This window comes from Stenotrophomonas sp. AGC87 (assembly GCF_057333975.1).
On the sequence record NZ_JBHFHW010000032.1, the window covers coordinates 30,678 to 55,978 of the forward strand.

A 25,301-nucleotide genomic window follows, 5' to 3' on the forward strand; every position below is an offset into this window, starting at 1 on the left:
CACGCCCACAAAAAAACGCCCCGGGAAACCGGGGCGTTTTTTTGTGTGAGACGTTCCGCTGCGATCAGATCTCGACCGGGCCGACGTCCATGCCGTCGTAGTCTTCCACGCCGTTCGCTTCGGCCAGGGCCTGCAGCTCATGGTTGCGGGCATCCAGCGAGGCTTCGGTGTGCACCTCGGCGCGCTCCACGTGCAGCACGTGGTACGGGTCTTCGCCTTCTTCAAGGTCCGGTTCGAACACCTCCACCAGGGTATACCCCAGTTCAACAAGCTTCTCGCCCAAGCCGTGCAGCGGCTCCGGCGTGGTGTTGACGAAGAAGTAGCCCCACAGCATCGGGCCGTTGAGGTCCCAATCGGTGTTTTCACGGATGTTGGCGAACATCTCGTTGATTGCGGTGATATCCATCTGGCTGTCCTGTATGCGTGTTGCGGTGAGCGCCGGCACGTGGCCGACGCTGCGATGGATGTGCTGGGCCGGGCGGCCGCAGGCGTGATGCCGGCGAGCCTACCCGGTTATGGCTTACTTGTCGCAGCCCTGCAGCTTGATGCTCTGGCCCTGCCTGAGCGAATAGGCGGGTGCCTTGAGGCCGTTGGCCCGGGCCAGGGTCGGTACATCGCACTGGAACCTGGCGGCGATCTTGCCGAGGGTCTCGCCCTTACCGACCTTGTAACTGCGGGCCGGCTTGGCCTTGGGCTTGGCGGCCGGGACGGCCACCGGCGCGGCCGGGGTCACCGCAGGCATGGCCTGCGCCTGGGCGACCGGAACCACGCTGCCCACGGCCACGTTGCCGGTGTAGCTGACCGCCGTGGGGCGAACGATCGCCGCATTGAGGTCGGCGGTGATGAGGGTGCGGGCCAGATCGGCGCGCGGGCCGCTGACGCAGAACCGGTTGTACAGGCCGGCGATGCGGGTGGTCGCGTTGATGGTGGTGCCGGCCGGAATCCAGCCGTCGGCCTCATAACGCGGGTTGAGGTTGCGCAAGGCGCGCATGTAGCCGTCCCGGGTGCCGCTGCTGCCCAGGCAGATGGTCAGCTCGTAGATCGTGGTCGATTTGGCCAGGCGGATGGTGGCCGGCTGCGCGCTGATCTTCGGGAACTCCACGCCGTACTGCTGCGGGTGCAGATAGATCCACGCCGCGGCGATCACCATCGGCACGTAGTCCTTGGTCTCGCCCGGGAACTGGTTGTAGACGCTGTCGGTCCAGAAGCCCTGCCCCGGGTACTGGCGGAACACGCGGATGGCGCGGCCTTCACCGCCGTTGTAACCGGCCAGCGACAGCTCGACGCTGTTGTTGAGCTCACGCATGCGTTCGTTGAGGTAGGTCGCGCTGGCCTCGGCCGCGCTGCGGGCATCAAAGCGCGTATCAAAGCCGGTGCCGTCCGGACCCAGCCCGAAGCGACGCCCGGTGGCGGGCATGAACTGCATCAGCCCGGCGGCGCCGGCACGCGAGGAGGCGTGCACGCGGCCGTTGGATTCCTTGGCCATGATCCCGAACAGCAGCGCTTCGGGCAGGCCGCGCTTTTCCCACTCCGGCCACATCACCGCACGCAGGTTCTGGTAGTTCTCGTAACTGGTGAGCAGCGCCGGGCGCATGTCGGTCAGCCAGCGGCGGATGCCCGCCTGCACGGCCGGGTTGTACTCGACCATGGTGTCGAAGGCGTGCCGCTTGTCGTTGAGCAGCGCTGCGGCGCGGGCCGCCTCGGGCACATCGGCGGCCAGCGGGCCGACATGGTCCGGGTCGGCCTCCAGCAGGGTGCCGTCGGCGATGGCCGTGCCGTCCTCGCTGTCCTGCTGGCTGTCGGCGTTGCTCTTGAGCAGGCGCTTGTAGGTCGGCAGCAGGTTGCTGACCTGGCAGCCCTTCTGGGCCACACAGGCGCTGATCACATCCTCCATGTCCTCCAACGCGGCGTCGGCCTCGTTGGTGCCCTTGGGGTCGGCATTGTTCACCAGCACCAGCGCCGCGTTGTAGCGCTTCTCGGCGGCTGTCATGCGCTGGTCGAGCGCCTCCACCTTGGCCTTGTCGCGGGCGGAGACGCGCTGGGCATGGGCCTCGGGGACGATCGACAGCATCGCGGCAACAGCCAACAGCGGCCAACCACGGACAAGCAAGACAGGAACGGGCATTTTTGGCACTGTGTGCGAACGATGGGGCAGAGTAGCCGCGCCGCTTGCATCGGGGCAACCCGTCTGCCGGCCGGCCAACGCCGACGTTTAGAATCCCGCCTATTCACACTGCGAGTTGACCATGGATCCGATTCTGCTCGGCAAAGGCATCACCGACGATATCCCCGTGACCCTGTTGCCGCGGCTGGGCAACCGCCACGGCCTGGTGGCCGGCGCGACCGGCACCGGCAAGACCGTCACCCTGATGACACTGGCCGAAGGCTTCTCGCGGATCGGCGTACCGGTGTTCCTGGCCGACGTGAAGGGTGACGTGTCCGGCCTGGCCGTGCCCGGTGCCGGCACCGAGGCGCTGCTGCAGCGCGCGACCGAACTCGGCGTGGCCGACTACGCGCCCGCTGCCAGCCCGACCATTTTCTGGGACCTGTACGGCAAGCTCGGCCACCCGGTACGCACCACGGTCAGTGAAATGGGCCCGACCCTGCTCGCGCGCATCCTGGAACTCAACGATACCCAGGCCGGCGTGCTGGACATCGTGTTCAAGCTCGCCGACGACCGCGGCCTGCTGCTGCTCGATCTGGATGATCTGCGCGCCCTGCTCGGCCTGGTCGCCGAGGAGCGCAAGGACATCTCCACCGAATATGGCCTGGTCAGTGCCCAGACCGTGGCGGCGATCCAGCGCTCACTGCTGCGCCTGTCACAGGACGGCGGCGAAGCGTTCTTCGGCGAGCCTGCGCTGGAGCTGGCCGACCTCATGCGCGTCAACCACGATGGCCGCGGCGTGATCGGCATCCTCGCCGCCGACCAGCTGGTGCTCAAGCCGCGGCTGTATTCGACCTTCCTGCTGTGGCTGCTCTCGGAGCTGTTCGAAACGCTGCCGGAAGTGGGCGATCTGGAGAAGCCGAAGCTGGTCTTCATCTTCGATGAGGCGCACCTGCTGTTCGATGACGCACCGCCGGCGCTGGTGCAGCGCATCGAGCAGGTGGTCCGGCTGATCCGCTCCAAGGGCGTGGGCGTGTACTTCTGCTCGCAGTTCCCGGATGACGTGCCGGCCAACATTCTCGGCCAGCTCGGCAACCGCGTGCAGCATGCGCTGCGTGCGTTCACCCCGCGCGACCAGAAAGCGGTGAAGGTCGCCGCCGAAACCTTCGTGCCCAACCCGAAGCTGGATGTGGCCGCCACGCTGGCCAAGCTGGGTACCGGCGAAGCGCTGGTGTCCACGCTGCAGGACAAGGGCATCCCCTCGCCCGTGCAGCAGACCCAGATCGCGCCACCGCGTTGCCGGATGGGCGCCATCACCGAGGCCGAACGTGCGCAGGTGCGCGCGGGCAGCCCGGTCGGTACCCGTTACGACACCGCGATCAACCGCGAATCGGCAGCCGAACTGTTGGCGCAGCGCGCGCAGAAGACCGTCGAACAGGCCGATGCGCCCAAAGCCCGTACCCGCCAGCAGGACGAGGCGCAGGAAGGTGGCTTCGGCCAGAGCATCAAGGATGCGATCTTCGGCACCAAGCGCCGCCAGGGCATGATCGAAACCATGGCCAAGCAGACCACGCGCACCGTCGGCACCAAGCTGGGCAACCAGATCGTGCGCGGCCTGCTCGGCGGTATTTTCGGCGGAAAGCGCTGATACTTCGTGTCGCGCCGAGTGGCGCGGCACCTTTTGACGAGCACAAGCAGACCTGATGTCGCGTTGGCGTCCCCCCGCGGAAAAAAGCACGGCCCTGATCACCGCACAGGGCCACCAGCGGTTGAAGACCGAACTGGACGAACTGTGGCGATACAAGCGCCCGGAGGTGGTGAAGGCATTGGCCGCCGCCGCCGCGGAAGGCGACCGCTCAGAGAATGCCGAGTACACCTACCGCAAGAAGCAGCTGGGCGAGATCGACCGGCGCGTGCGCTATCTGACCAAGCGGCTGGAAGCGCTGCGCATTGTCGATACCGCGCCGACCGATCCGAACGCGGTGTTCTTCGGCGCGACGATCGAGCTGGAGAACGTCGACTCGGGCGACATCCACGTATATCGCATCGTCGGCCCGGACGAGACCGATGCCGGTGCGGGCTGGATCAGCATCGATTCGCCGTTGGCCCGCGCGCTGCTGAAGAAGCGGGTGGACGATGAGTTCGAGGTGGAGCTACCCAGCGGCCGCCATGGGTTCGCGATCCTGTCGGTGGCATACCCGGGCTGAAAGGGTGTGCATCCACGCATGGCGTGGATCTACACGTGACGCCGGAAACCAGCGGGGGTAAAAGCCACCGCCGCATCATCCCAGCGCTGCGGGATACACACGGCCTTCGCGCAACGGGCGGAAGTAGTCGGCCCGCGCATGGAAGGCCGCCTCCTGTCGCGCGTGCCACCCGGGTATACCCGCCAACGGCAACGGCCGCAGTTCCAGGGGGTCATTGAGCAGCACGCCGTCCGCGATTGCCTGCGCGACCGCCGCAATCGCGGTGGCATCGTCATCGCCCTTCACCACCACGCACTTGCCGACCAGCAGGCGCTCCGGCACCAAGGCCTGCTCCAGCAGCGCATGCCCGATCACCGCCGCGACGGCGATGTCGCCGTGTCGCCACTGCCCTGCCCCGTCCACGAACAGCGCAGCCCAATCGTGCCGGTCCCACGCACGCAGCAGCGCCGGTTCGCGCACACGCACGATCACGCCGCTCTCGTCGAATTGGGTCAACGCCGCCTGCGCGCGGTTGCGCTGCCCTGGCGCCATCGCCGCGATGTGCCGGCACTGCTGCCGGTTGAGGGCGCGCTTGATGTCGGGGTAACGCGCCCAGATCAGGGCGTTGAACAGGTCGTGCCAGTTGTCCGCACGCGTGGCGATCTGGCCGCGCTCGGCAATGCGGGTTTCATAGTGCAGGCCGTCGGCCAGCAGCTTCTCGTCCTGCTCGGCCAGATGCGTGTCGGGCAGCGCGAGGTGCGCATCGAGCGATGCAATGGTGGGCCAGCTCGGCGCCAGCATCAGGTCCTGGAACCCGCCCAACCCCGCGTAGATCGGCTGCGCGAAGCAGGCCGCATCCACCGCGTCGCGCGGCGGTGCGATGAAACGGCGACGACCGCCGATATCGGCAGCCGTCGCCACTGCGATCACAGCACCTGCAGATCGAACGGCTTGCGCGCTTCTGCCGCGATGATCGCGTCACCGAACAGGTCGTGATCGTCGCTCTCGGTGATCTCGACATCGACGAACTGACCGACACGCAGCTTGGCTTCATCGGCGTTCTGGATATGCACCAGGCCGTCGATCTCCGGCGCATCGGCCTTCGAACGTGCCACCGCGATACCGTCTTCGATGGCATCGACCAGGCACTGCTGCACGGTGCCGATCTTGGCTTCCAGGCGCGCGGCGGAGATCTCCGCCTGGCGTTCCATGAAGCGTGCCAGGCGTTCCTGCTTCACTTCTTCGGGCACCGCACCGGGCAGATCGTTGGCGGTCGCGCCGGTGACCGGCGAGTAGGCGAACGCGCCGACGCGGTCCAACTGCGCTTCGTCCAGGAAGCTGAGCAGCTCCTCGAACTCGGCATCAGTCTCGCCCGGGAAGCCGACGATGAAGGTCGAGCGCACGGTGATGTCCGGGCAGAGCTGGCGCCAGCGCTGCACGCGCTCCAGGGTCTTGTCGACCGCGCCCGGGCGCTTCATCAGCTTGAGGATGCGCGGGCTGGCGTGCTGGAACGGGATATCCAGGTACGGCAGGATCCGGTTCTCGGCCATCAGCGGCACGATCTCGTCCACGTGCGGGTACGGGTACACGTAATGCATGCGGGTCCAGGCATCGAGCTCGGACAGGCCTTCGCACAGCGCCTTCAGGCGGGTCTGGTAGGCCTTGTCGCGCCACATGCGCTCGGCGTACTTCACATCCACGCCATAGGCCGAGGTGTCCTGGGAGACCACCAGCAGTTCCTTGACGCCACCACGCACCAGCCGCTCTGCTTCGCGCAGCACCTCATCGACCGGGCGCGAGACCAGCTTGCCGCGCATCGAGGGAATGATGCAGAAGCTGCACGTGTGGTTGCAGCCTTCGGAAATCTTCAGATAGGCGTAATGGCGGGGGGTCAGCTTGATGCCGTAGTCGGGCACCAGATCCACGAAGGGATCGTGCTTGGGCGGCAGCGCGGCGTGCACGGCCTCCATCACGCTCATGTAGTCCTGCGGGCCCGACACCGCCAATACGTTCGGGTAGGCCTCGCGGATCTGCTCCGGGCGTTTGCCCAGGCAGCCGGTGACGATGACCTTGCCGTTGGCGTTCATCGCCTCGCCGATCGCATCCAGCGACTCGGTCACGGCCGAATCGATGAAGCCGCAGGTGTTGACCACCACCACGTCGGCCGAGTCGTAGGAGGGAACGATGTCGTAGCCCTCGGACCGCAGCTGGGTGAGGATGCGCTCGGAATCGACAAGGGCCTTCGGGCAGCCAAGGCTGACGAAGCCGACTTTGGGGTTCAGCTGGGACATGGATCGCAAGGACTCTGGGGGCCTGGGCCCATGCCGGAATGACGTGGGGACCTGGGGCCGGAAACGGCGGCAAGTATACCGGCGTTCAGCCCGCGCCCCTGAACCGGATCGGGTTGATCCCGCCAGATCCCGCCCGCACGCCACCTTGCGATCCGGCCGCTTCCCAAGGGCGACAGTCTTTGCTCTCCCCGGTCGGCCGTCCCTGTCTAGACTCGGTCGTGTTCTGGAAACCTCATGGAGAGGCCAATGCGATACGAGGTATGGAAGGCGGCGACGTCCGATGGAGAGACAATCGGGATGGTTCCGGAGGGGAGAATCAAAGAGCAGGTGGCGCAGGGCCTTTGGGAAGGCGAGCTAAGCCAGCTGGACGCATTTGAAGCCAGTACGTTCGATGAGGCGTGCCAGAAGTACTACGACGTCATGGGTTGGGGAACCTACCGCCCTATGGAAGATTGATCGGACTTGCCCGGCCCGCTGCGGCCTCCTTTCATGGCGCGGATCGGGCCGATCCCGCCAGATCCGGCATGCCCCCTGACATCGCGCTAACCCGCGCGGGGCCGATAATGAATGCCTGAACCAACGGGAGTCTCGCACCATGGGTGAGTGGATCACACTCGATACGCATTACGGACCGGTCCGCGCCTGGCAGGCGACGCCGGAAGGCAAGCCGCGCGGGGGGCTGGTGGTGATCCAGGAGATCTTCGGCGCCAACCCGCACATCCGCGCGGTGGCCGACGATTACGCCGCCAAGGGTTATGCCGTGCTGGCCCCGTCGTTCTTCGATCTGGCCGAGTCGGCCCCGGACAGCACCGAACCGCCGGAACTGCCTTACGACAGCGATGGCGTGGCCACCGGCCTGGCCATGGTCGACGAGCTCGGGGTTGAAAAGGCGCTGGAGATCGTGCGGGCGGCCGCCTCGCGGCTGGCTCCGGCCGGCAAGGTCGGCACCGTCGGCTACTGCTGGGGCGGCAGCATCGCCCTGCTCTCTGCGCTGCGCCTGGGCCTGCCCTCGGTCAGCTATTACGGGGCCCGCAACGTGAAGTACCTGGATGAGACGCCCAAGGCGCCGGTCATGTTCCACTTCGGCGCGCAGGACAAGAGCATCCCGCCGGAGGCGATCAAAGCCCACCGCGAGAAGCTGCCGCAGATGGCCACCTTCGTCTACCCGGCCGATCACGCCTTCAACCGCAGCGTCGGACATGCGTATGATCCAGACAGCGCCCACCTGGCGCTGGAACGCACCCTGGACTTCTTTGCGGAGCATCTTGGATGAGCGAGTTCGAACTGGATTCACGCCTGGCCACCGACAGCGTACTGGTAGCAGAAGGGCCGTTATCGCAAGTGCGATTGATGAACGATGAAAGGTACCCCTGGTTGATCCTGGTCCCGCGCCTGAGTGGCGTGACCGAGTGGATCGATCTGGACGGCGAGCAGCAGGACAAGCTGCGCACCGAATTGAACCGGGCGTGCAAGGCGCTCAAAGGCACCGATGGGGTCGAGAAGATCAACATCGGCTCGCTGGGCAACATCGTGCGCCAGCTGCATTTCCATGTCATCGGGCGCCACGTCGGCGATCCGGCGTGGCCAGGCCCGGTCTGGGGCCAGGGGCAGGCACACCGTTTTGATCCACAGGTGCTGGCCGAGCGTGTCGCGCACTGGAAGGAACGGCTAGGATATTCGCCCCAGCCCTAGCGGACCCTGCCCCTGATGCGTTCCAACCTTGTCGCCGCCATCGTCCTGATCCTCGTCGGCCTGTTCCTGCTGGCCAGCAATCTGGGCTGGACCAACATGAACATGGGGAAGCTGATCCTCACCTGGTGGCCGGTAGTCCTGGTGGCCGTTGGCATCGGGTTGCTGTTCGGCCGCAAGTAACGCCGGCCGCTGGCCCACGACCGTTGAAACGAGAAAAGCGCGGAGCGATCCGCGCTTTTTTCGTTCGGGACGGTCGCCGTTGCAGATCATGCGAGGGCAGCCGACCAACGGTCGGCTCTACGTCCGGGGGATCAGGTACGCGGCAGGGTGACGCCGGTCTGGCCCTGGTACTTGCCACCGCGATCCTTGTACGAGGTCTCGCAGATATCGTCCTTGTCGGCCTGGAAGAACAGCATCTGTGCCACGCCTTCGTTGGCGTAGATGCGCGCCGGCAACGGCGTGGTGTTGCTGAATTCCAGGGTGACGTGGCCTTCCCACTCCGGCTCCAGCGGGGTCACGTTGACGATGATGCCGCAGCGCGCGTAGGTGCTTTTGCCCAGGCACACCACCAGCGTGTCGCGCGGGATGCGGAAGTACTCCACGGTGCGCGCCAGCGCGAAGCTGTTGGGCGGAATGATGCACTCATCGCCGACGATGTCCACGAAGCTGCCCGGATCGAAGTGCTTGGGGTCCACGATGGTGGAGTTGATGTTGGTGAACACCTTGAACTCGCGCGAGCAACGCACGTCGTAGCCGTAGCTGGAGGTGCCGTAGCTGACGATGCGCTGGCCGTTGGCCTGCTTGACCTGGCCGGCTTCGAACGGCTCGATCATGCCGTTTTGCTCGGCCATCTGACGGATCCAGCGGTCACTCTTGATGCTCATGGGGGGTCCTGGGTGCGAAAAGGAACAGCGGCACCGCCATGGGCGCCCGGGTGTCGATTCTAATCAGATCAGCGACGACAGAATCGGAATGCTGGCGCGCGGGCGCTTGGCCACTTCCTCGATCAGCCGCTCGGCCGCGCGCAGATAGGCCTGGGCCGCAGAAGACGCCGGCGCGGCGGCGGTGATCGGCGTACCGGCATCGCCCTGCTCGCGGATGCCGATTTCCAGCGGGAGCGAGCCCAGCAGCGGTACGCCGTACTGGGCAGCCATGCGCTCGCCGCCGCCTTCGCCGAACAGATGCTCCACCTGGCCGCAGTTGCTGCAGGTGTGCACGGCCATGTTCTCGACGATGCCCAGCACCGGCACCTCCACCTTCTCGAACATCTTCAGCGCCTTCTTCGCATCCAGCGTGGCGATGTCCTGCGGCGTGGTGACGATTACCGCCCCGGCCAGCGGGATCTTCTGGGTCAACGTCAGCTGGATGTCGCCCGTGCCCGGCGGCAGATCGATCAGCAGGTAGTCCAGGTCGTCCCACAACGTATCGTTGAAGAACTGCGTCATCGCCGAGGTCGCCATCGGACCGCGCCAGATCATCGGCGTTTCGTCCTCGATCAGGTAACCGATCGACATGGTCTCCACCCCGAACGCGCGCATCGGTTCGATCGACTTGTTGTCCGGGCTCTCCGGGCGACCGCTCAGGCCGAGCATCGCCGGTACGCTGGGGCCGTAGATATCGGCATCCAGCAGGCCCACGCGCGCACCGAGCGCGGCAAGTGCGACAGCCAGGTTGACCGCCGTGGTGGACTTGCCGACCCCGCCTTTGCCGGACCCCACTGCGATCACGTTGCGGACGCGCGGATGTGGCGACAACCCCTTCTGCACTTGGCTGGCGTGGGGACGACGCGTCTGGCTGGCACTCACTGCGGGCACTCCGGAAACACAACAAGGGGACGCAACACTATACAACCTTGACTACAGCTGACTGAGAATCTCAATTGCTACGAAACCATGCAATTTTCGTTAAGTTCATGTTACGTTCGAAACGCACTACGTTGAGCGTTTCCGCGCGTTCCGGGAGGGAATCATTGGCGTCAGTGCTTTCTGTTTTGTTCTATGGACTATCAATGAATTACAGCACCACCGCACGTCGCAACACGCTCGCCGCTGCATTGTTCTCCGCCCTGATCGCTACTGCAGCCGCTCCGGCCATGGCACAGGATAAAGCCACGACGCTGGACAAAGTCACCGTCACCGGCTCGCTGATTCCGCAGACCGATATCGAAACCCAGACCCCGGTGATGTCCATCACCGCGCAGGACATCCAGACCCGCGGCTTCACCAGCGTGGCCGAAGTCCTGCAGCAGTCCTCGCTGACCACCGGCGGCCTCCAGGGCGGCCAGACCTCGGCGTCCTTCACCCAGGGCGCGGAAGCCTCGGGCATGTTCGGCCTGAATCCGGGCTACACCAAGTACCTGATCAACGGCCGTCCGATGATGTCGTACCCGGCGCTGTACAACGGCGGCGACACGTTCAACAACATCAGCGGCATTCCGATCGACATCGTCGAGCGCATTGAAGTCCTGCCGGGCGGCCAGTCCTCGCTGTACGGTTCGGACGCCATCGCCGGCGTGGTCAACATCATCCTCAAGGAACGCATGGACGGCGGCAGCATCTCCGTCCGCGGCGGCACCTACACCGAAGGCGGCGGCAACAGCGTGCGCTTCAGCGGCGCGCATGGTTTCAGCGCGTTCGATGACCGCTTCAACGCACTGGTCAACGTGCAGATCGAGTCGAGCAACCCGATCTGGGGCTACCAGCGCGACCTGACCCGCACCACCAATGCCAACGGCTACACCGCGCAGCTGCCGAGCAATGATTTCGCCGTCATCGACGCCGATACCAACCGCCTGTACATGATGGACCCGAACAACTGCGCCAACGTGGCCAGCCAGTTCGGCGGCACCACGGTGCTGGGCAATCGCCCGACCGGCCAGTCGTGCGGCACCTACTTCGGCGCCGGCTACAAGACGCTGAAGAACGGCAAGGACAGCGGCCAGTTCTATTCGGCGATGACCTTCGACGTCAACGACAACCTGCAGCTGTTCGCCGACGTGCTGTACAGCAAGGAAAAGACCGAGTACACCTCCGGCTCGAGCTACCTGTGGTGGGGCACCAAGAGCGGGATGGGCGGCTTCTACGACCAGTCCTCGGGCAATGTGGTGAACCTGCAGCGCGCATTCGCACCCGAAGACATCGGTGGCCAGGGCTACAACGACGTCCTCAACAGTGACGAGAGCCGCTCCTACCAGGTGACCCTGGGCGCGAAGGGCATGGCCGGCAACTGGGACTACAGCGCCAGCTTCACCCGCGGTGAGTACAAGCTCACCGAGAACAAGTTCATGCGTTGGAAGGACCCGATCAACAACTACTTCGCCGAGCATGTTCTGGGCCCGCAGCTGGGCACCACGGCTGACGGCTGGGGCATCTACAACCCGAACTACGACGCGTTCTACTCGCCGATCTCGCCGGAAGATTTCGCCAGCTTCACCGGCTACGCGACCAACCGCAGCCGCACCTGGCAGAACCTGGGCCGCGTGCAGATCACCAATGGCTCGCTGTTCTCGCTGCCGGGCGGTGACGCCGGCTTCGCGGTCGTGGTCGAAGGTGGCAGCGAAGGCTGGGATTACTCGCCCGACCAGCGCCTGCTGGATGGCCAGGTGTGGGGTTCCTCGGCCGTGGCCGGCAATGGCCACCGCAGCAACTATGCGGTGACCTCCGAGCTGCGCATGCCGGTCCTGGAGCAGGTCACGGTGACCGCCTCGGGTCGCTATGACGCGTTCAAGATCGCCGACAACACCGTCGACAAGGCCACCTACAGCCTGGGCCTGGAATACCGCCCGATCGACAGCCTGCTGTTCCGCGGCAAGTACGGCACGGCGTTCCGCGCACCGACCCTGTCCGATGCCTTCCAGGGCAAGAGCGGGTACTACGCGGCCAACTCGACCGATTACTACCGTTGCGGCACCCTGGGCTATGCACCGGGCAACACCGCCGACTGCCGTTACCACGACAACGTCTCGGTGTACTCCGAGCGTGCCGGCAACCCGGACCTGGAGCCGATCACGGCCGACGTCTGGAACGCAGGCGTGGTCTGGGCACCGATGCCGAACCTGTCGATCTCGGCCGACTACTACAACTGGAAGATCGAGAACGAAGTCGACACGGCCAGCACCGACCAGCTGCTGCTGGCCGAGTACTACTGCCGCAACGGCCTGCCGAACGGTTCCTCGGCCAGCTGCCAGAACGTGGCGGACTGGGTCGTGCGCGACGCCGCCGGCAACCTGAGCAGCCTGTACACCCCGAAGATGAACGTGGCTCGCCAGAACCTGCAGGCCGTAACGGTCGGCTTCAAGTATCTGCAGGACATCGGCCGTTTCGGCTCGCTGCAGTTCTCGGCCAACTACACCAACATGCTCAAGCGTGAAGTGCAGTCGCAGCCGGGCGAGGAGTTCCAGGATCTGCTGGGCAACCCGATCGCGATGTGGAACTACGACAACTTCGCCAAGGTCCGCAGCGATGCGTCCGTGGGCTGGTCGGTCGACAAGTTCACCACCACGCTGTACGCGAACTACATCGGCAAGACCCCGAACTACCTGGCCGGCATCAATGGCTATGACTACGTCCACCCGGCATCGGGCAAGGCCGCAGGCAAGTGGGGTTCCTACACCACGTACAACCTGAGCGTGAACTATCGCGCACAGGACGACCTGACGCTTTCGCTGATGGTCAACAACGTGTTCAACAAGATGCCCGACGGCCAGGCCTACAGCTACCTGGGCACCTCGGGTGCGCCGTACAACACCGGCCTGTACAACGCGTACGGCCGTGCCGTGTACGTCCAGGCCAAGTACGACTTCGGCAAGTAATCGTCGCAGGCACCACCGGCGACCGTGCAGGGCCCTGCCCTGCCGGTTCGCCATCCGGAACGCCCCGAAAGGGGCGTTTCGCGTTTGCGCACCTGCAACCAGCGTGATGCCTCTCTCAACGGACAGCGTCCCCGACTCCGCGCCGGGAAACTGCAAACGATTTCAACAGCAACCATTCAGCAAAGCGTCATGCTCTCAGCCGTTACAAACGGTTACATTTTTGTACATTGCTGTTTTATAAGCGTTTTTATAGATTCTCCCCGGCATATTTCCGATGGTCATGTGACAAGGGCGTGTAAGGGCCGTTAAGGCTGTGTTACGTTCCATGACGAAGCAAGGAAGTCTTCGACCTGTCATGTAATCGCTCCCACGGACGGCCCCACCCACGTTGACACCGCACTCGGGGATGCCCATGTCTCGCTATCGCTCCACCCTCTCTCGCCACCCGCTGACCGCTGCCGTACTGACCGGCATGTTGCTGACCAGCGCCGTCACTGCCTTCGCCCAGGACACCGGCACCACCAACCTGGACAAGGTCACCGTCACCGGCTCGCTGATCCCGCAGACCGAGATCGAAACCCATACGCCGGTGGTGACCATCACCGCCGAAGACATCCAGACCCGCGGCTTCACCAGCGTGGCCGATGTGCTGCAGCAGTCCTCTCTGACCACCGGCGGCCTGCAGGGCGGCCAGACCTCGGCCTCGTTCACCCAGGGCGCTGAAGCGGCCGGCATGTTCGGCCTGAGCCCGAGCTACACCAAGTACCTGATCAACGGCCGCCCGATGCTGTCCTACCCCGCTCTGTACAACGGCGGGGACACGTTCAACAACATCAGCGGCATTCCGATCGATATCGTCGAGCGCATCGAAATCCTGCCGGGCGGCCAGTCCTCCCTGTACGGCTCGGATGCGATCGCCGGCGTGGTCAACATCATCCTGAAAGAGCGGATGGACGGCAGCGTGCTCAACGTGCGCGGCGGCACCTATACCGAAGGCGGCGGCAGCACCTTCCGCATCAGCGGAGCCACGGGGTTCAACAGTGCCGATGACCGCCTCAACGTGCTGGTCAATGCCCAGTTCGAGTCGAGCAACCCGATCTGGGGCTACCAGCGCGACGTCACCAAGACCACCAACGGCAAGGGCTATACGGCCCAGGTCCCGACCAATGATTTCCTGGTGGTCAATCCGGCGGCCGGCAACGCCTACCTGATGATGGACCCGAACCTGTGCGCCAACGTCGCCGGCCAGTTCGGCGGCACCACGGTGCTGGGCACGCGTGCGGCGGGCCAGTCCTGTGGCTCCATCTACAGCCCGGGTTACAAGACCGTCAAGAACGGCAAGGACAGCGCGCAGGTCTACAGCTCGTTCACCTTCGACGTCAATGACAGCCTGCAGTTGTTCGGCGATGTGCTGTACAGCTATGAGGACGTGAAGTACGCCACCGGCTCCAACTACACCTGGTGGGGCACGGCCTCCGGCTACGGTCGCTTCTGGGACCAGACCAGCGGCCAGTGGATGAATCTGCAGCGCGCATTCGCGCCGGAAGACATCAGTGCCAACGGCTACAAGGACATCCTCAACACCGACCGGAACAAGGCTTACCAGGTCACCCTGGGCGGCCGCGGCACGCTGGGCAACTGGGATTACAGCGCCAGCTTCACCCGCGGCGAGTACAAGCTGACCGAGCGTAACTTCGTGCGCTGGGCCGACCCGATCAACAACTACTTCGAAGAACACGTGCTGGGCCCGCAGCTGGGCACCCGCAGCGGCTACGCCGTGTTCGCCCCGAACTGGGAGGCCTTCTACGCGCCGATCCCGGCGGGCGACTTCGCCACCTTCACCGGCTACACCGAGAGCCAGAGCCGTACCTGGCAGAACCTGGGACGCTTCCAGATCACCAACGGCACGCTGTTCTCGCTGCCCGGCGGCGATGCCGGTTTCGCGGTCGTTGCCGAAGCCGGCAGCGAAGGCTGGGATTACACCCCGGATGAGCGCCTGATGGATGGCAGCGTGTGGGGCACCACCGCAGTCGCCGGTGCCGGTCATCGCAGCAACTATGCGCTGACCTCCGAGCTGCGCCTGCCGCTGCTGGACTCGCTGACCGTCACTGGTTCGGGCCGCTATGACGCGTTCAAGATCGGTGACAGCACCGTGGACAAGGCCACCTACAGCGTCGGCGTGGAATTCCGCCCGATCGAGAGCCTGCTGTTCCGCGGCAAGTACGGCACCGCGTTCCGCGCGCCCAGCCTGTCCGATGCCTTCCAGGGCCTGAGCGGCTACTACGCCAACGGCGCCACGGACTACTACCGTTGCGGCCAGGCCGGTTATGCACCGACCGACACCACCGGGTGTGCGTACGACAGCGTCTCGGTATTCGGCCAGCGCGCCGGCAACCCGGACCTGGAGCCGATCACCGCCGATGTATGGAATGCCGGCGTGGTCTGGGCACCGCTGAACAACCTGTCCTTCTCGGTCGATTACTACAACTGGAAGATCAAGAACGAAGTGGACACGCTGAGCTCGGATCAGCTGCTGCTGGCCGAGTACTACTGCCGCAACGGCCTGGTCAACAACACCTCGGCCAGCTGCGACAACGTCAACGAGTGGATCACCCGCGATGCCTCCGGCGTGCTGGATGAGATCTACACCCCGAAGATGAACGTGGCCAGCCAGAACCTGCAGGCCATCACCGCCAGTGCCAAGTACGTGCAGGAACTGGGCCGTTTCGGTGCGCTGCAGTTCTCCACCAACTACACCAACATGATCAAGCGCGAACTGCAGCCGCAGCCGGGCGATGAGTATCTGGATCTGCTGCGCGATCCGTACAACATGTGGATCTACGATTCCTACGCCAAGGTGCGTGCGGATGGCTCGGTGGGCTGGGCGTTGGACAAGTGGACCACCACGCTGTACTTCAATTACGTCGGCAAGACGCCGAACTACCTGGCCTACGCCGGCAACGGCTATGACTACGTGCATCCCTCCGGTGCCAAGGCTGGCAAGTGGGGTTCCTACACCACCTACAACCTGAGCGTGAATTACCGGGCGGCGGAGAACATGACCTTCTCGGTCATGGTCAACAATGTGTTCAACAAGATGCCCGACAACCAGGCCAGCAACTACCCGGGCACCTCGGGTACGCCCTACAACAATTACTTCTACAACATCTACGGCCGTGCCGTGTATGTGCAGGCCAAGTATGAGTTTGGCGCGAAGTAAGTCTGCCGTGGTGAGATGAAGCCCAAAGCCCCGCCGCAAGGCGGGGCTTTTTTCATGTCCCACGGCGGCGTTTCGGAATGCGACCGGCGATTAAATCTCACTTGTTAATGACGGCCCCGTTCATCACTTGCTCATTATCCAAACATGAATAAATCTTCATCATTCGCCAGATGATTGTTTATCAAGGCCTTTAACGCTCCGTTGATGTTGAGCACCCTTCACCGATGACCATTCAGCGTATTTCACGTTAAGCGTGTGTTACGTTCGCCGCACGCCGGTTTCAACTGAACGCAGAATGAAACTACCAAGGACGGCCGCCCAGGCCTGATACCGGCCCGTTGTTGAACGCAGTCAAGAAGTCCCATGGAAGGGAAAGCCACGACATCACTACTACACGGGGTTGCACATGTCTTGCCAAGGTAATTCGATCTCGCGTCATCCGCTTGCCGCCGCCGTTCTCACCGGCCTGCTGCTCACCAGCGCCTCCGTCTTCGCACAGGACAACGCCGCCACCAATCTCGATCGTGTCACTGTCACCGGGTCCTTGATCCCGCAGACCGAGATCGAGAACCACACGCCGGTCCTGACTGTCACCGCCGAAGACATCCAGACGCGCGGCTTCACCAGCATCTCCGAAGTCCTGCAGCAGTCTTCGCTGACCACTGGTGGCCTGCAGGGCGGCCAGACCGCCGCCTCGTTCACCCAGGGCGCCGAAGCGGCCGGCATGTTCGGCCTGGATCCGGGCTACACCAAGTACCTGATCAATGGCCGGCCGATGCTGCAGTACCCGGCGCTGTACAACGGCAGCGACGCGTTCAACAACCTCAGCGGCATTCCGATCGACATCGTCGAGCGCATTGAGATCCTGCCGGGCGGCCAATCCTCCCTGTACGGCTCGGATGCGATCGCCGGCGTGGTCAACATCATCCTGAAAGAACGGATGGAAGGCGGCGTGCTCAACGTGCGCGGCGGCGCCACCACCGAAGGCGGCGGCAACAACATCCGCGTCAGCGGTGCCAGGGGCTTCAACAGCGCCGATGACCGCTTCAACGCACTGGTCAATGTGCAGTACGAAAAGAGCAACCCGATCTGGGGCTACCAGCGCGACCTGACCCGCACCAACAACCGCGTCGGTTACAGCGCGCAGGTGCCGGCCAATGATTTCCTGGTCTATCTGCCGGCGGACAACAACGCGTTCGTGATGATGGATCCGACCCGCTGCGCCAGCGTCGCCGGCCAGTTCGGCGGGACCACCGTGCTGGGCACCCGCGCGGCCGGCGAGTCCTGCGGTTCGGCCTACGGCGCCGGCTACCGCACGCTGAAGAACGACAAGGAAAGCAGCCAGTTCTACAGCTCCATGACGTTCGATGTGAACGACAACTTCACGCTGTTCGCCGATGCGCTTTACAGCCTGGAAGAGGTCAAGTACACGCCGGGTTCGGGCTATACGTTCTGGGGCAGCGACCTGAGTTTCGGCGCGTTCTATGACCAGGACACCGATCAGTACATGAACCTGCAGCGCGCGTTCGCGCCTGAAGACATCGGGCCGAACGGCTACAAGGACATCCTCAACACCGACCGCAACAAGGCCTACCAGGTCACCCTGGGCGGGCGTGGCACGTTCGGCAACTGGGACTACAGCGCCAGCTTCAGCCGCGGCGAGTATAAGCTCACCGAGCGCGGCTTCGTGCGCTGGGCCGATGACATCGACAGCTACTTCGAAAACCGCGTGCTCGGCCCGGTGCTGGGCACCACCGATGACGGCTACAACATCTACAGCCCGAACTGGGGCGCGTTCTATTCGCAGCTGCCGGCCGGTGATTTCCAGAGCTTCACCGGCTACACCTACAACCAGAGCAAGACCTGGCAGAACCTGGGCCGCTTCCAGATCACCAACGGCTCGCTGTTCACCCTGCCCGGTGGCGATGCAGGTTTCGCCGTGGTCGCCGAAGCCGGCAGCGAAGGCTGGGACTACCGCCCGGACGAGCGCTTGATGGATGGCAGCGTGTGGGGCACCACCTCGGTGGCCGGCAATGGCCATCGCAGCAACTACGCCGTCACCTCCGAGCTGCGCCTGCCGCTGATCGACTCGCTGACCGTTACCGGATCGGGTCGCTATGACGCCTACAAGATCGCCGACAACACCATCGACAAGGCCACCTACAGCGTCGGCGTGGAGTTCCGTCCGATCGAAAGCCTGCTGTTCCGCGGCAAGTACGGCACTGCGTTCCGTGCGCCGACCCTGCCCGATGCCTTCCAGGGCGAGAGCGGCTACTACGCCAACGGCGCGGTCGATTACTACCGTTGCGGCCAGCTCGGCTACGCCCCGGCCGATACCCTCGCCTGCCCGTACGGCAACGAATCGGTGTTCGGCGTGCAGGCCGGCAACACCGAGCTGGAACCGATCACCGCCGATGTCTGGAATGCTGGCGTGGTCTGGGCACCGATGAACAACCTCTCGGTCTCGGTGGACTACTACAACTGGAAGATCGACAACGAAGTCGACACCCTGAGCTCGGACCAGCTGCTGCGCGCGGAATACTACTGCCGCAATGGCCAGGGCAACCCGACCTCGGCCAGCTGCGAGAACGTTGCGGACTGGATCACCCGCGATGCCGCCGGCAACATCGACCAGATCTTCACGCCCAAGCTCAACGTCGCGCGCCAGAACCTGCAGGCACTGACGGCCAGCTTCAAGTACGTGCAGGACATCGGCCGCTTCGGCTCGCTGCAGTTCGCCAGCAACTACACCAACATCCTCAAGCGCGAGCTGCAGCCGCAGCCGGGCGATGACTACCTGGATCTGCTGCGCGACCCGTATGCGATGTGGTACTACGACGCCTACGCCAAGGTCCGTACCGATGGTTCGGTGGGCTGGGCCAAGGACCGCTGGACCACCACGCTGTACTTCAACTACATCGGCAAGACGCCGAACTACATGTCCTACCTGGGCGAGAGCTTCGACTACGTCCATCCGTCCGGTTACAAGGCCGGCAAGTGGGGCTCGTACACCACCTACAACCTGAGCGTGAACTACCGGGCGTTGGACAACCTCACCCTCTCGGTGATGGTCAACAACGTGTTCAACAAGATGCCCGACGGCCAGGCCCACAGCTACGCCGGCAACATCGCCTCGCCGTACAACAGCAGCATCTACAACCCGTACGGCCGCGCGGTGTATGTGCAGGCCAAGTACGATTTCGGCACCAAGACCAACTAAGCCGTACCCGGGATGACACCCCCAAGCCCCGCCGCAAGGCGGGGCTTTTCCTTGGCCGCCCCGGGCCAGGGCCACGACCGCAGTTGACCGGATCGGGCCTCTTGCCATCGGCCATGACCTTCGACACCCTTGCAGGCCGGGCCGGCGGCGTATCGTCTGGCCCACAGGCTCTTCGGGGCCATTCCTGCATGACTTTCCGGCCTGGAGGCCAATCACGTGATCGCTCGTACACCCAAACTGGTACTGCTGACCCTGGCCGTTTCGGCCGCGCTGGTCGGCTGCGGCAAGAACGAAACCCCGGCGACGGACAGCGCAGCCTCCACCGCCGCGCCGGCCGCCACGGCTGCCACCGAGTACAAGCTCGACGAGAGCAAGCTGCCGGCCTACAACGCCTTCCACCCGTCCGATCTGGACACCAGCATGGACGCCTGCGGTGCGTTCGGTGACTACGTCAACAGCAAGTGGCTGGCCGCCAACGAGATCCCGGCCGACCGCACCAGCTGGGGCGCCTTCACCATCCTGGACGAGCGCTCGGTCGCCGTGCAGCACCAGCTCGCCGAGCAGGTCGCGGCGGTCAAGAACCCGGCCGGCATCGAGAAGATCGTCGGCGACTTCTGGGCCACCGGCATGGACGAGGCCAAGATCAATGCCCAGGGCATCGAGCCGATCAAGGCCGACCTGACCGCCATCGACGGCCTGCAGGACAAGGACGCGATCGCCAACTACCTGCGCACCAGCGCGGCCAAGGGCGAGAACGTGCTGTTCGGCTTCGGTCCGGAAGCGGACTTCAAGAATTCCAGCATGAACCTGGCCTACGCCAGCCAGGGCGGCCTCGGCCTGCCCGACACCACCTACTACACCGACGCCAAGAACGCCGACAAGCTCAAGGCCTACCAGGCCCACGTGGCCAAGGTGCTGGAACTGGCCGGCGTGGCCACGGCCGATGCTGAAAAGCAGGCCGCCGATGTGGTCAAGTTCGAAACCCGCCTGGCCAAGGCCTCCAAGTCCAGCGTCGAGCTCTCGCGCGATGTCTCGCTGTTCTACAACCCGGTCACCGTGGCCGATGCGGACAAGCTGACCCCGAACTTCAGCTGGACCGAGTTCTTCAAGGCCCAGGGCATCGCCGCCCCGGAGAAGTTCTCGCTGGCCATGCCAAGCTTCCACCAGGAAGTGAGCAAGGCACTGGGCGACACCGATCCGTCGGTGTGGCGTGCCTACCTGCGCTTCCACACCGTGGACGGCGCCTCGCCGTACCTGGCCGATGCCTTCGTCAATGAGAACTACAACTTCTACGGCAAGACCCTGAACGGTCAGAAGGAGCAGAAGCCGCGTTGGAAGCGCGTGCTGGGCACCATCGAAAACGATGCCGGCGATGCGTTCGGCCAGCTGTACGTCAAGGTCGCTTTCTCGCCGGAAGCCAAGGCCAAGATGGAAGAACTGGTGAAGAACCTGGCCGCCTCGCTCAAGGAGCGCATCCAGGGCCTGACCTGGATGAGCGACGAGACCAAGGCCAAGGCGATCGCCAAGTGGGAAACCTTCACCCCGAAGATCGGCTACCCGGACAAGTGGCGTGACTGGAGCGGCCTGACCACCGGTCGCGACAGCTATCTGGGCAACGTGCGCGCGGCGAACGCATTCAATTACAAGTTCGCGCTGTCCAAGATCGGCCAGCCGGTGGACAAGACCGAGTGGGGCATGACCCCGCAGACGGTCAATGCCTACTACAACCCGCTGCAGAACGAGATCGTGTTCCCGGCCGCCATCCTGCAGCCGCCGTTCTTCGACCCGAAGGCCGATGACGCGCTGAACTACGGCGGCATCGGTGCAGTGATCGGCCACGAAATGACCCACGGTTACGACGACCAGGGCAGCCGTTTCGGGCCGACCGGCAACTTCGAGAACTGGTGGACCGAGGCGGACACCAAGAACTTCAGCGGCCTGACCGGCAAGCTGATCAAGCAGTTCGACGGTTACAAGGTGGATGGCCAGCCGGTCAACGGCAAGCTGACCCTGGGTGAGAACATCGCCGACCTGGGTGGCCTGGCCACCGCCTACGATGCCCTGCAGAAGGCCTCGGCCGGCAAGGAAGACCCGAAGGTCGACGGCTTCACCCGTGACCAGCGCTTCTTCTTCAACTGGGCCACCGTGTGGCGCACCAAGTACACCCCGGAGAACATGAAGGTCCGTCTGGCGACCGACCCGCATGCCCCGGCGCAGTTCCGTGCGATGGGTGCCCCGTCGAACCTGCCGACCTTTGCCGCTGCGTTCCAGTGCAAAGCCGGTTTGCCGATGGTGCGCGCAGGCGACCAGCAGGTGGTGATCTGGTAACGACTGCCCTTCATTGAGCGTCTGACCATTCGAAGGCCCGGGGAAACCCGGGCCTTCGTCGTTCAGCGCCCCGCTTTTCAGGAACGCAACAACTGGATCTGTATGTCTCTGATGTAAAAAAGAAATGACGGAATTATTGCAACGCGCCCATTTATTTGCTATTCAGCTATCGGGGCTTCATTAAGCACCCGTTAATTCTTTCAATCAAATGGGGGAAGTTGATGATCAAGCAAGCCATGCCGCTTCGTCGGGCCACACTGACCATCGCGCTGGGCCTGTGCCTGGCTGGGGCAGCGCACGCGCAGTCCGTTACCGGCAACATCTACGGTACCGGCGAACCTGGCAGCACCATCAGCGTGCAGAACCTGGATACCGGTACCAGCCGTACCGTGACCGTCGACCGCAATGGTCGCTACCGTGCCAGCGATCTGCCGAACGGCAATTACAAGGTGACCGTGGAGAAAGAGGGCCAGGTGATCGCAGTCCGCGAACGGGTGCAGGTCGTGATCGCCAGCGGCACCGAGGTTTCCTTCTCCAGCACCGGGGTCCAGGAGCTGGACCGCATCGAGGTCAGGGCGACAGCCGTGCCCAAGATCGACGTCAGCCAGACCGACACCCGCACGGTGTTCACCTCCGAACAGCTGAAGCAGATCGCGGTCGGCCGTGATATCGCCAGCGTGGCACTGCTGGCGCCGAGCGTGATTTCCAATGCGAGCTACACCTCCGGTGGCGTCACGGTCCCCAGTTTCGGCGGTGCCGCATCGTCCGAAAACGCGTTCTACATCAATGGCTACGCGGTGACCAACCCGTTGTCGTCGATCGGCTCCACCACCCTGCCTTTCGATGCGATCTCGCAGCAGCAGATCCTGACCGGCGGCTACGGCGCCGAGTTTGGTCGCGCCACCGGTGGCGTGATCAACATCGTCACCAAGCGCGGCACCAATGAATGGAGTGGTGGCGGCTACGCCTACTGGAGCCCGGAAGCACTGCGTGCAAACCCGCGCAACAGCTACTTTGCCGATACCGGCTTCTACGGTGCCGACAATCCGGATCCGACCAAGCGCACGGATGGCCAGCTGTACCAGCTGCGGAACAAGAACCAGAGCTGGACCCAGACCACCGGCGCGTATGTCGGCGGCCCCATCGTCAAGGACAAGCTGTTCATCTACGCCAACGTCGAGGTGACCAAGCGTGAGGGTGCCGGCGTGTCATCGACGAGCCAAGCCGCGGCAACGACCACCAACGCATGGCAGGAATACTCCTACGAGTATCCGCGTTGGGCAGCGAAGATCGATTGGAACATCACCGATAACCACCTGCTTGAGTTCACCGGCATCTCCGACGTCACCAAGTACGACAGCGCCGGCTATACCTTCAACTATGCCGATTTCACCCATGGCAACGAGCAGAACGCGGGCACGAGCAACGAGGACAAGAGCAAGCTATACATCGGCAAGTACACCGGCTATCTGACCGATGACCTCACGGTGTCGGCGCTGTACGGCACCCAGAAGATCGATCACAGCCAGAATCCGTGGGGCTACGATCCGGCCTGCCCGCGCACGTCCGCCGCGGCCACCGCACGTGCACCCGGCATTCCCGCCGCCAACTATGCCGGCTGCTGGACGGCTGCCACGGTCAACGTCCCCGGCGCCTACGATGAAACCAAGGGCTGGCGCCTGGATGTGGGCTATCGCCTGGGCAACCATGACCTGCGCGCCGGCCTGGACGTCATGGAAGCAGAGTCGTACACCGGCAGCGAGTACGGCGGCGGCTTCATCTGGGTCTACAGCCGTTCCAACAACGCCAATGCCGCCATCGATGCCTCGCACGGCGTCGGTTCGCCGGCCTCGGCTGGTGGCCTCGGCAGCCAGGGGTACTACGTTCGCCAGCAGTACTACACCCAGATCGCCAAGGTGAAAACCGAACAGTCCGCGCAGTTCCTCGAGGACCGTTGGCAGGTCAGCGACAACGTCCTGCTGACGCTGGGCCTGCGCAACGAGACCTTCAAGAACTTCACCAGCGCCGATGAGGTATACGTCAAGCAGGACAACCAGTGGGCACCGCGCCTGGGTGGCGTATGGGATGTCCGTGGCGATGCTTCGTTGAAGTTGTTCGCCAATGCGGGCCGTTATCACCTGGCCCTGCCCAACAACGTGGCCGTCCGTGCCGCGTCCGGCTCGCTGTATACGATGGAGTACTTCACGTATACCGGCGTTGCTGCGGACGGCACGCCGACCGGGCTGGTCAACGTTTCGGTCGACCCGAGCCTGGGATACACCTGCCCGGGCAACCCGAATGCCATCTCCTCCAACCTGGAGTGCGGCGATGCACCCGATCCGCGCACGGTTGCCGCGGTCGACCTGAAATCGCATTACCAGGATGAGTTCATCGTCGGTATGGAACAGGCCTGGGGCGAGAGCGCCATCTGGGGGGCCAAGGTGACCTACCGCGACCTCAAGAGTGCGATCGATGATACCTGCACGCCGGCACTGGGGGGCGGCTGCTTCATCTTCAATCCGGGTGTAAGCAACACGTTCTGGGAGGAGCAGGCCGACGGTACGCTGGCCAAGCACACCTACTCCGCCGCCGAACTCGATCTGCCCAAGCTCAAGCGCCGGTACTACGCGCTTGACCTGTTCCTGGAAGGCTCGATCGGTGACAGGTTCTACGGCAAGGTGAACTACACCTTCGCACGCAACTACGGCAATACCGAAGGCCAGCTGGCATCGGATCTGGATACCGGCACGGGCGGTCAGACCGACGTTTCGGTGACCCAGGACTGGGATCTGCCGCAGCTGATGGTCGGCGCCAACGGTCCGCTGCCGAACCACCGTGCGCACCAGATCAAGGCCTACGGTTCTTACAGCATCACGCCCGAGTGGCGCGTCGGCGGTTCCCTGCAGATCGACTCCGGCCGCCCGCGCTCTTGCACCAGCTATTACCCGACTGCGGACCAGGGCCTGTACAACGGCGCGTACTACCACTTCTGCGGCCTGGCCGGCAGCGGCACCGCCCCGGGGAGCGCCGGCTACATCCCGCCTTCGGCTGACTACCGGTTCTCGCCACGCGGCGACAACGGCACCACGCCGTGGGGCTTCAACCTCAACCTGTCACTGGCCTATACGCCGAACTGGGCGGACAACAAGTTGAACCTGCAGGCGGACGTGCTGAACGTGCTCAATCGCCAGATTGCCGGGTCCTACTACAGCAATTACGCGACCGACCGGGTGACCCCGGATGCACGTTACAACCAGCCGCTGAACTACAGCTCGCCGCGCCAGGTTCGCCTGAGCGCTCGATACGACTTCTGATCCACCCTGCAGGGCCCGGCCATCTGGCCGGGCCCTGGTTGGCCTGCCCGTGCTCTCTCCTGCCCCGCTCCGGCGGGGCTTTTTTGTACTGCAGCACCCGCCTGGCCCACGGTGCCGTCTGCCTCCCCATCCTTGC

General features: G+C 64.2%; 17 protein-coding genes. 11 read left to right on the forward strand and 6 right to left on the reverse strand.

The features are described from left to right. Positions 1 to 64 precede the first annotated feature (64 nt). Together ACE026_RS12880 and ACE026_RS12885 are read right to left on the reverse strand one after the other, a co-directional pair. Positions 65 to 406, reverse strand: a complete 342-nt coding sequence (locus tag ACE026_RS12880; RefSeq protein WP_121038480.1) for a ribonuclease E inhibitor RraB — start codon at positions 404 to 406, stop codon at positions 65 to 67. Positions 407 to 520: 114 nt separating this feature from the next. After that, a complete protein-coding gene (locus ACE026_RS12885) occupies positions 521 to 2,125 on the reverse strand; it encodes a transglycosylase SLT domain-containing protein (protein WP_486039299.1) in 1,605 nt (534 codons plus the stop codon). 121 nt (positions 2,126 to 2,246) lie between these two features. Between ACE026_RS12885 and ACE026_RS12890 the strand changes: the two genes are divergently transcribed. Together ACE026_RS12890 and greB are read left to right on the forward strand one after the other, a co-directional pair. Then, positions 2,247 to 3,752, forward strand: coding sequence for a helicase HerA-like domain-containing protein (locus tag ACE026_RS12890; protein ID WP_486039300.1), 1,506 nt, complete (start codon positions 2,247 to 2,249; stop codon positions 3,750 to 3,752). Between the two features lie 55 nt (positions 3,753 to 3,807). Next, positions 3,808 to 4,311 (forward strand): transcription elongation factor GreB, encoded by a 504-nt coding sequence (gene greB / locus ACE026_RS12895; protein WP_486039301.1) that lies wholly within the window; start codon positions 3,808 to 3,810, stop codon positions 4,309 to 4,311. Positions 4,312 to 4,386: 75 nt separating this feature from the next. On the opposite strand, the gene ACE026_RS12900 is transcribed toward greB, so the two are convergent. Continuing rightward, positions 4,387 to 5,220 (reverse strand): DUF3025 domain-containing protein, encoded by an 834-nt coding sequence (locus ACE026_RS12900; protein ID WP_486039302.1) that lies wholly within the window; start codon positions 5,218 to 5,220, stop codon positions 4,387 to 4,389. Further along, positions 5,217 to 6,581: a 30S ribosomal protein S12 methylthiotransferase RimO gene (gene rimO / locus ACE026_RS12905; RefSeq protein ID WP_179458327.1), complete on the reverse strand. Its 1,365-nt coding sequence runs from the start codon at positions 6,579 to 6,581 to the stop codon at positions 5,217 to 5,219. Before rimO ends, ACE026_RS12900 begins: the two co-directional genes overlap by 4 nt. 246 nt (positions 6,582 to 6,827) lie before the next feature. Here rimO and ACE026_RS12910 point away from each other — a divergent pair, with 246 nt between their 5' ends. The 4 genes from ACE026_RS12910 to ACE026_RS12925 all read left to right on the forward strand — a co-directional run bounded on the left by ACE026_RS12910 (position 6,828) and on the right by ACE026_RS12925 (position 8,453). Further along, positions 6,828 to 7,037, forward strand: coding sequence for a hypothetical protein (locus tag ACE026_RS12910; protein ID WP_486039303.1), 210 nt, complete (start codon positions 6,828 to 6,830; stop codon positions 7,035 to 7,037). A gap of 139 nt (positions 7,038 to 7,176) precedes the next feature. Further along, entirely contained in the window at positions 7,177 to 7,854 is a 678-nt protein-coding gene (locus ACE026_RS12915; protein ID WP_486039304.1) for a dienelactone hydrolase family protein, read from the forward strand. Then, complete coding sequence (locus ACE026_RS12920) at positions 7,851 to 8,273, forward strand: HIT domain-containing protein (RefSeq protein ID WP_121038502.1); 423 nt, start codon at positions 7,851 to 7,853, stop codon at positions 8,271 to 8,273. The genes ACE026_RS12915 and ACE026_RS12920 overlap by 4 nt, the downstream gene beginning before the upstream one ends. Positions 8,274 to 8,288: 15 nt before the next feature. Further along, the gene (locus ACE026_RS12925) at positions 8,289 to 8,453 is read left to right on the forward strand and encodes a LiaI-LiaF-like domain-containing protein (RefSeq protein WP_167390309.1); all 165 of its coding nucleotides are present in this window, start codon (positions 8,289 to 8,291) and stop codon (positions 8,451 to 8,453) included. A gap of 131 nt (positions 8,454 to 8,584) precedes the next feature. Here ACE026_RS12925 and dcd read toward each other — a convergent pair whose 3' ends face one another. After that, positions 8,585 to 9,157 (reverse strand): dCTP deaminase, encoded by a 573-nt coding sequence (dcd, locus tag ACE026_RS12930; protein ID WP_313218999.1) that lies wholly within the window; start codon positions 9,155 to 9,157, stop codon positions 8,585 to 8,587. 63 nt (positions 9,158 to 9,220) lie between these two features. Then, positions 9,221 to 10,078 (reverse strand): iron-sulfur cluster carrier protein ApbC, encoded by an 858-nt coding sequence (gene apbC, locus ACE026_RS12935; protein WP_313219000.1) that lies wholly within the window; start codon positions 10,076 to 10,078, stop codon positions 9,221 to 9,223. Between the two features lie 203 nt (positions 10,079 to 10,281). Between apbC and ACE026_RS12940 the strand changes: the two genes are divergently transcribed. The 5 genes from ACE026_RS12940 to ACE026_RS12960 all read left to right on the forward strand — a co-directional run bounded on the left by ACE026_RS12940 (position 10,282) and on the right by ACE026_RS12960 (position 25,165). Beyond that, complete coding sequence (locus ACE026_RS12940) at positions 10,282 to 13,083, forward strand: TonB-dependent receptor domain-containing protein (protein WP_486039305.1); 2,802 nt, start codon at positions 10,282 to 10,284, stop codon at positions 13,081 to 13,083. Positions 13,084 to 13,495: 412 nt separating this feature from the next. Next, the gene (locus tag ACE026_RS12945) at positions 13,496 to 16,303 is read left to right on the forward strand and encodes a TonB-dependent receptor domain-containing protein (RefSeq protein WP_486039306.1); all 2,808 of its coding nucleotides are present in this window, start codon (positions 13,496 to 13,498) and stop codon (positions 16,301 to 16,303) included. A 406-nt stretch (positions 16,304 to 16,709) separates the two neighbouring features. After that, positions 16,710 to 19,523: a TonB-dependent receptor plug domain-containing protein gene (locus ACE026_RS12950; protein ID WP_486039307.1), complete on the forward strand. Its 2,814-nt coding sequence runs from the start codon at positions 16,710 to 16,712 to the stop codon at positions 19,521 to 19,523. Between the two features lie 219 nt (positions 19,524 to 19,742). Next, positions 19,743 to 21,851, forward strand: a complete 2,109-nt coding sequence (locus tag ACE026_RS12955; RefSeq protein WP_486039375.1) for a M13 family metallopeptidase — start codon at positions 19,743 to 19,745, stop codon at positions 21,849 to 21,851. Between the two features lie 236 nt (positions 21,852 to 22,087). Beyond that, positions 22,088 to 25,165 (forward strand): TonB-dependent receptor, encoded by a 3,078-nt coding sequence (locus tag ACE026_RS12960; RefSeq protein ID WP_486039308.1) that lies wholly within the window; start codon positions 22,088 to 22,090, stop codon positions 25,163 to 25,165. Positions 25,166 to 25,301 lie beyond the last annotated feature (136 nt).

Bases quoted from the DNA above. Each gene is read 5' to 3' on its own strand.
- rimO (WP_179458327.1), bottom strand. From the start codon at position 6,581: ATGTCCCAGCTGAACCCCAAAGTCGGCTTCGTCAGCCTTGGCTGCCCG.
- ACE026_RS12880 (WP_121038480.1), bottom strand. From the start codon at position 406: ATGGATATCACCGCAATCAACGAGATGTTCGCCAACATCCGTGAAAAC.
- greB (WP_486039301.1), top strand. From the start codon at position 3,808: ATGTCGCGTTGGCGTCCCCCCGCGGAAAAAAGCACGGCCCTGATCACC.
- ACE026_RS12910 (WP_486039303.1), top strand. From the start codon at position 6,828: ATGCGATACGAGGTATGGAAGGCGGCGACGTCCGATGGAGAGACAATC.
- ACE026_RS12915 (WP_486039304.1), top strand. From the start codon at position 7,177: ATGGGTGAGTGGATCACACTCGATACGCATTACGGACCGGTCCGCGCC.
- ACE026_RS12925 (WP_167390309.1), top strand. From the start codon at position 8,289: ATGCGTTCCAACCTTGTCGCCGCCATCGTCCTGATCCTCGTCGGCCTG.
- ACE026_RS12890 (WP_486039300.1), top strand. From the start codon at position 2,247: ATGGATCCGATTCTGCTCGGCAAAGGCATCACCGACGATATCCCCGTG.
- ACE026_RS12950 (WP_486039307.1), top strand. From the start codon at position 16,710: ATGTCTTGCCAAGGTAATTCGATCTCGCGTCATCCGCTTGCCGCCGCC.
- ACE026_RS12960 (WP_486039308.1), top strand. From the start codon at position 22,088: ATGCCGCTTCGTCGGGCCACACTGACCATCGCGCTGGGCCTGTGCCTG.
- ACE026_RS12940 (WP_486039305.1), top strand. From the start codon at position 10,282: ATGAATTACAGCACCACCGCACGTCGCAACACGCTCGCCGCTGCATTG.
- dcd (WP_313218999.1), bottom strand. From the start codon at position 9,157: ATGAGCATCAAGAGTGACCGCTGGATCCGTCAGATGGCCGAGCAAAAC.
- ACE026_RS12945 (WP_486039306.1), top strand. From the start codon at position 13,496: ATGTCTCGCTATCGCTCCACCCTCTCTCGCCACCCGCTGACCGCTGCC.
- ACE026_RS12885 (WP_486039299.1), bottom strand. From the start codon at position 2,125: ATGCCCGTTCCTGTCTTGCTTGTCCGTGGTTGGCCGCTGTTGGCTGTT.
- ACE026_RS12920 (WP_121038502.1), top strand. From the start codon at position 7,851: ATGAGCGAGTTCGAACTGGATTCACGCCTGGCCACCGACAGCGTACTG.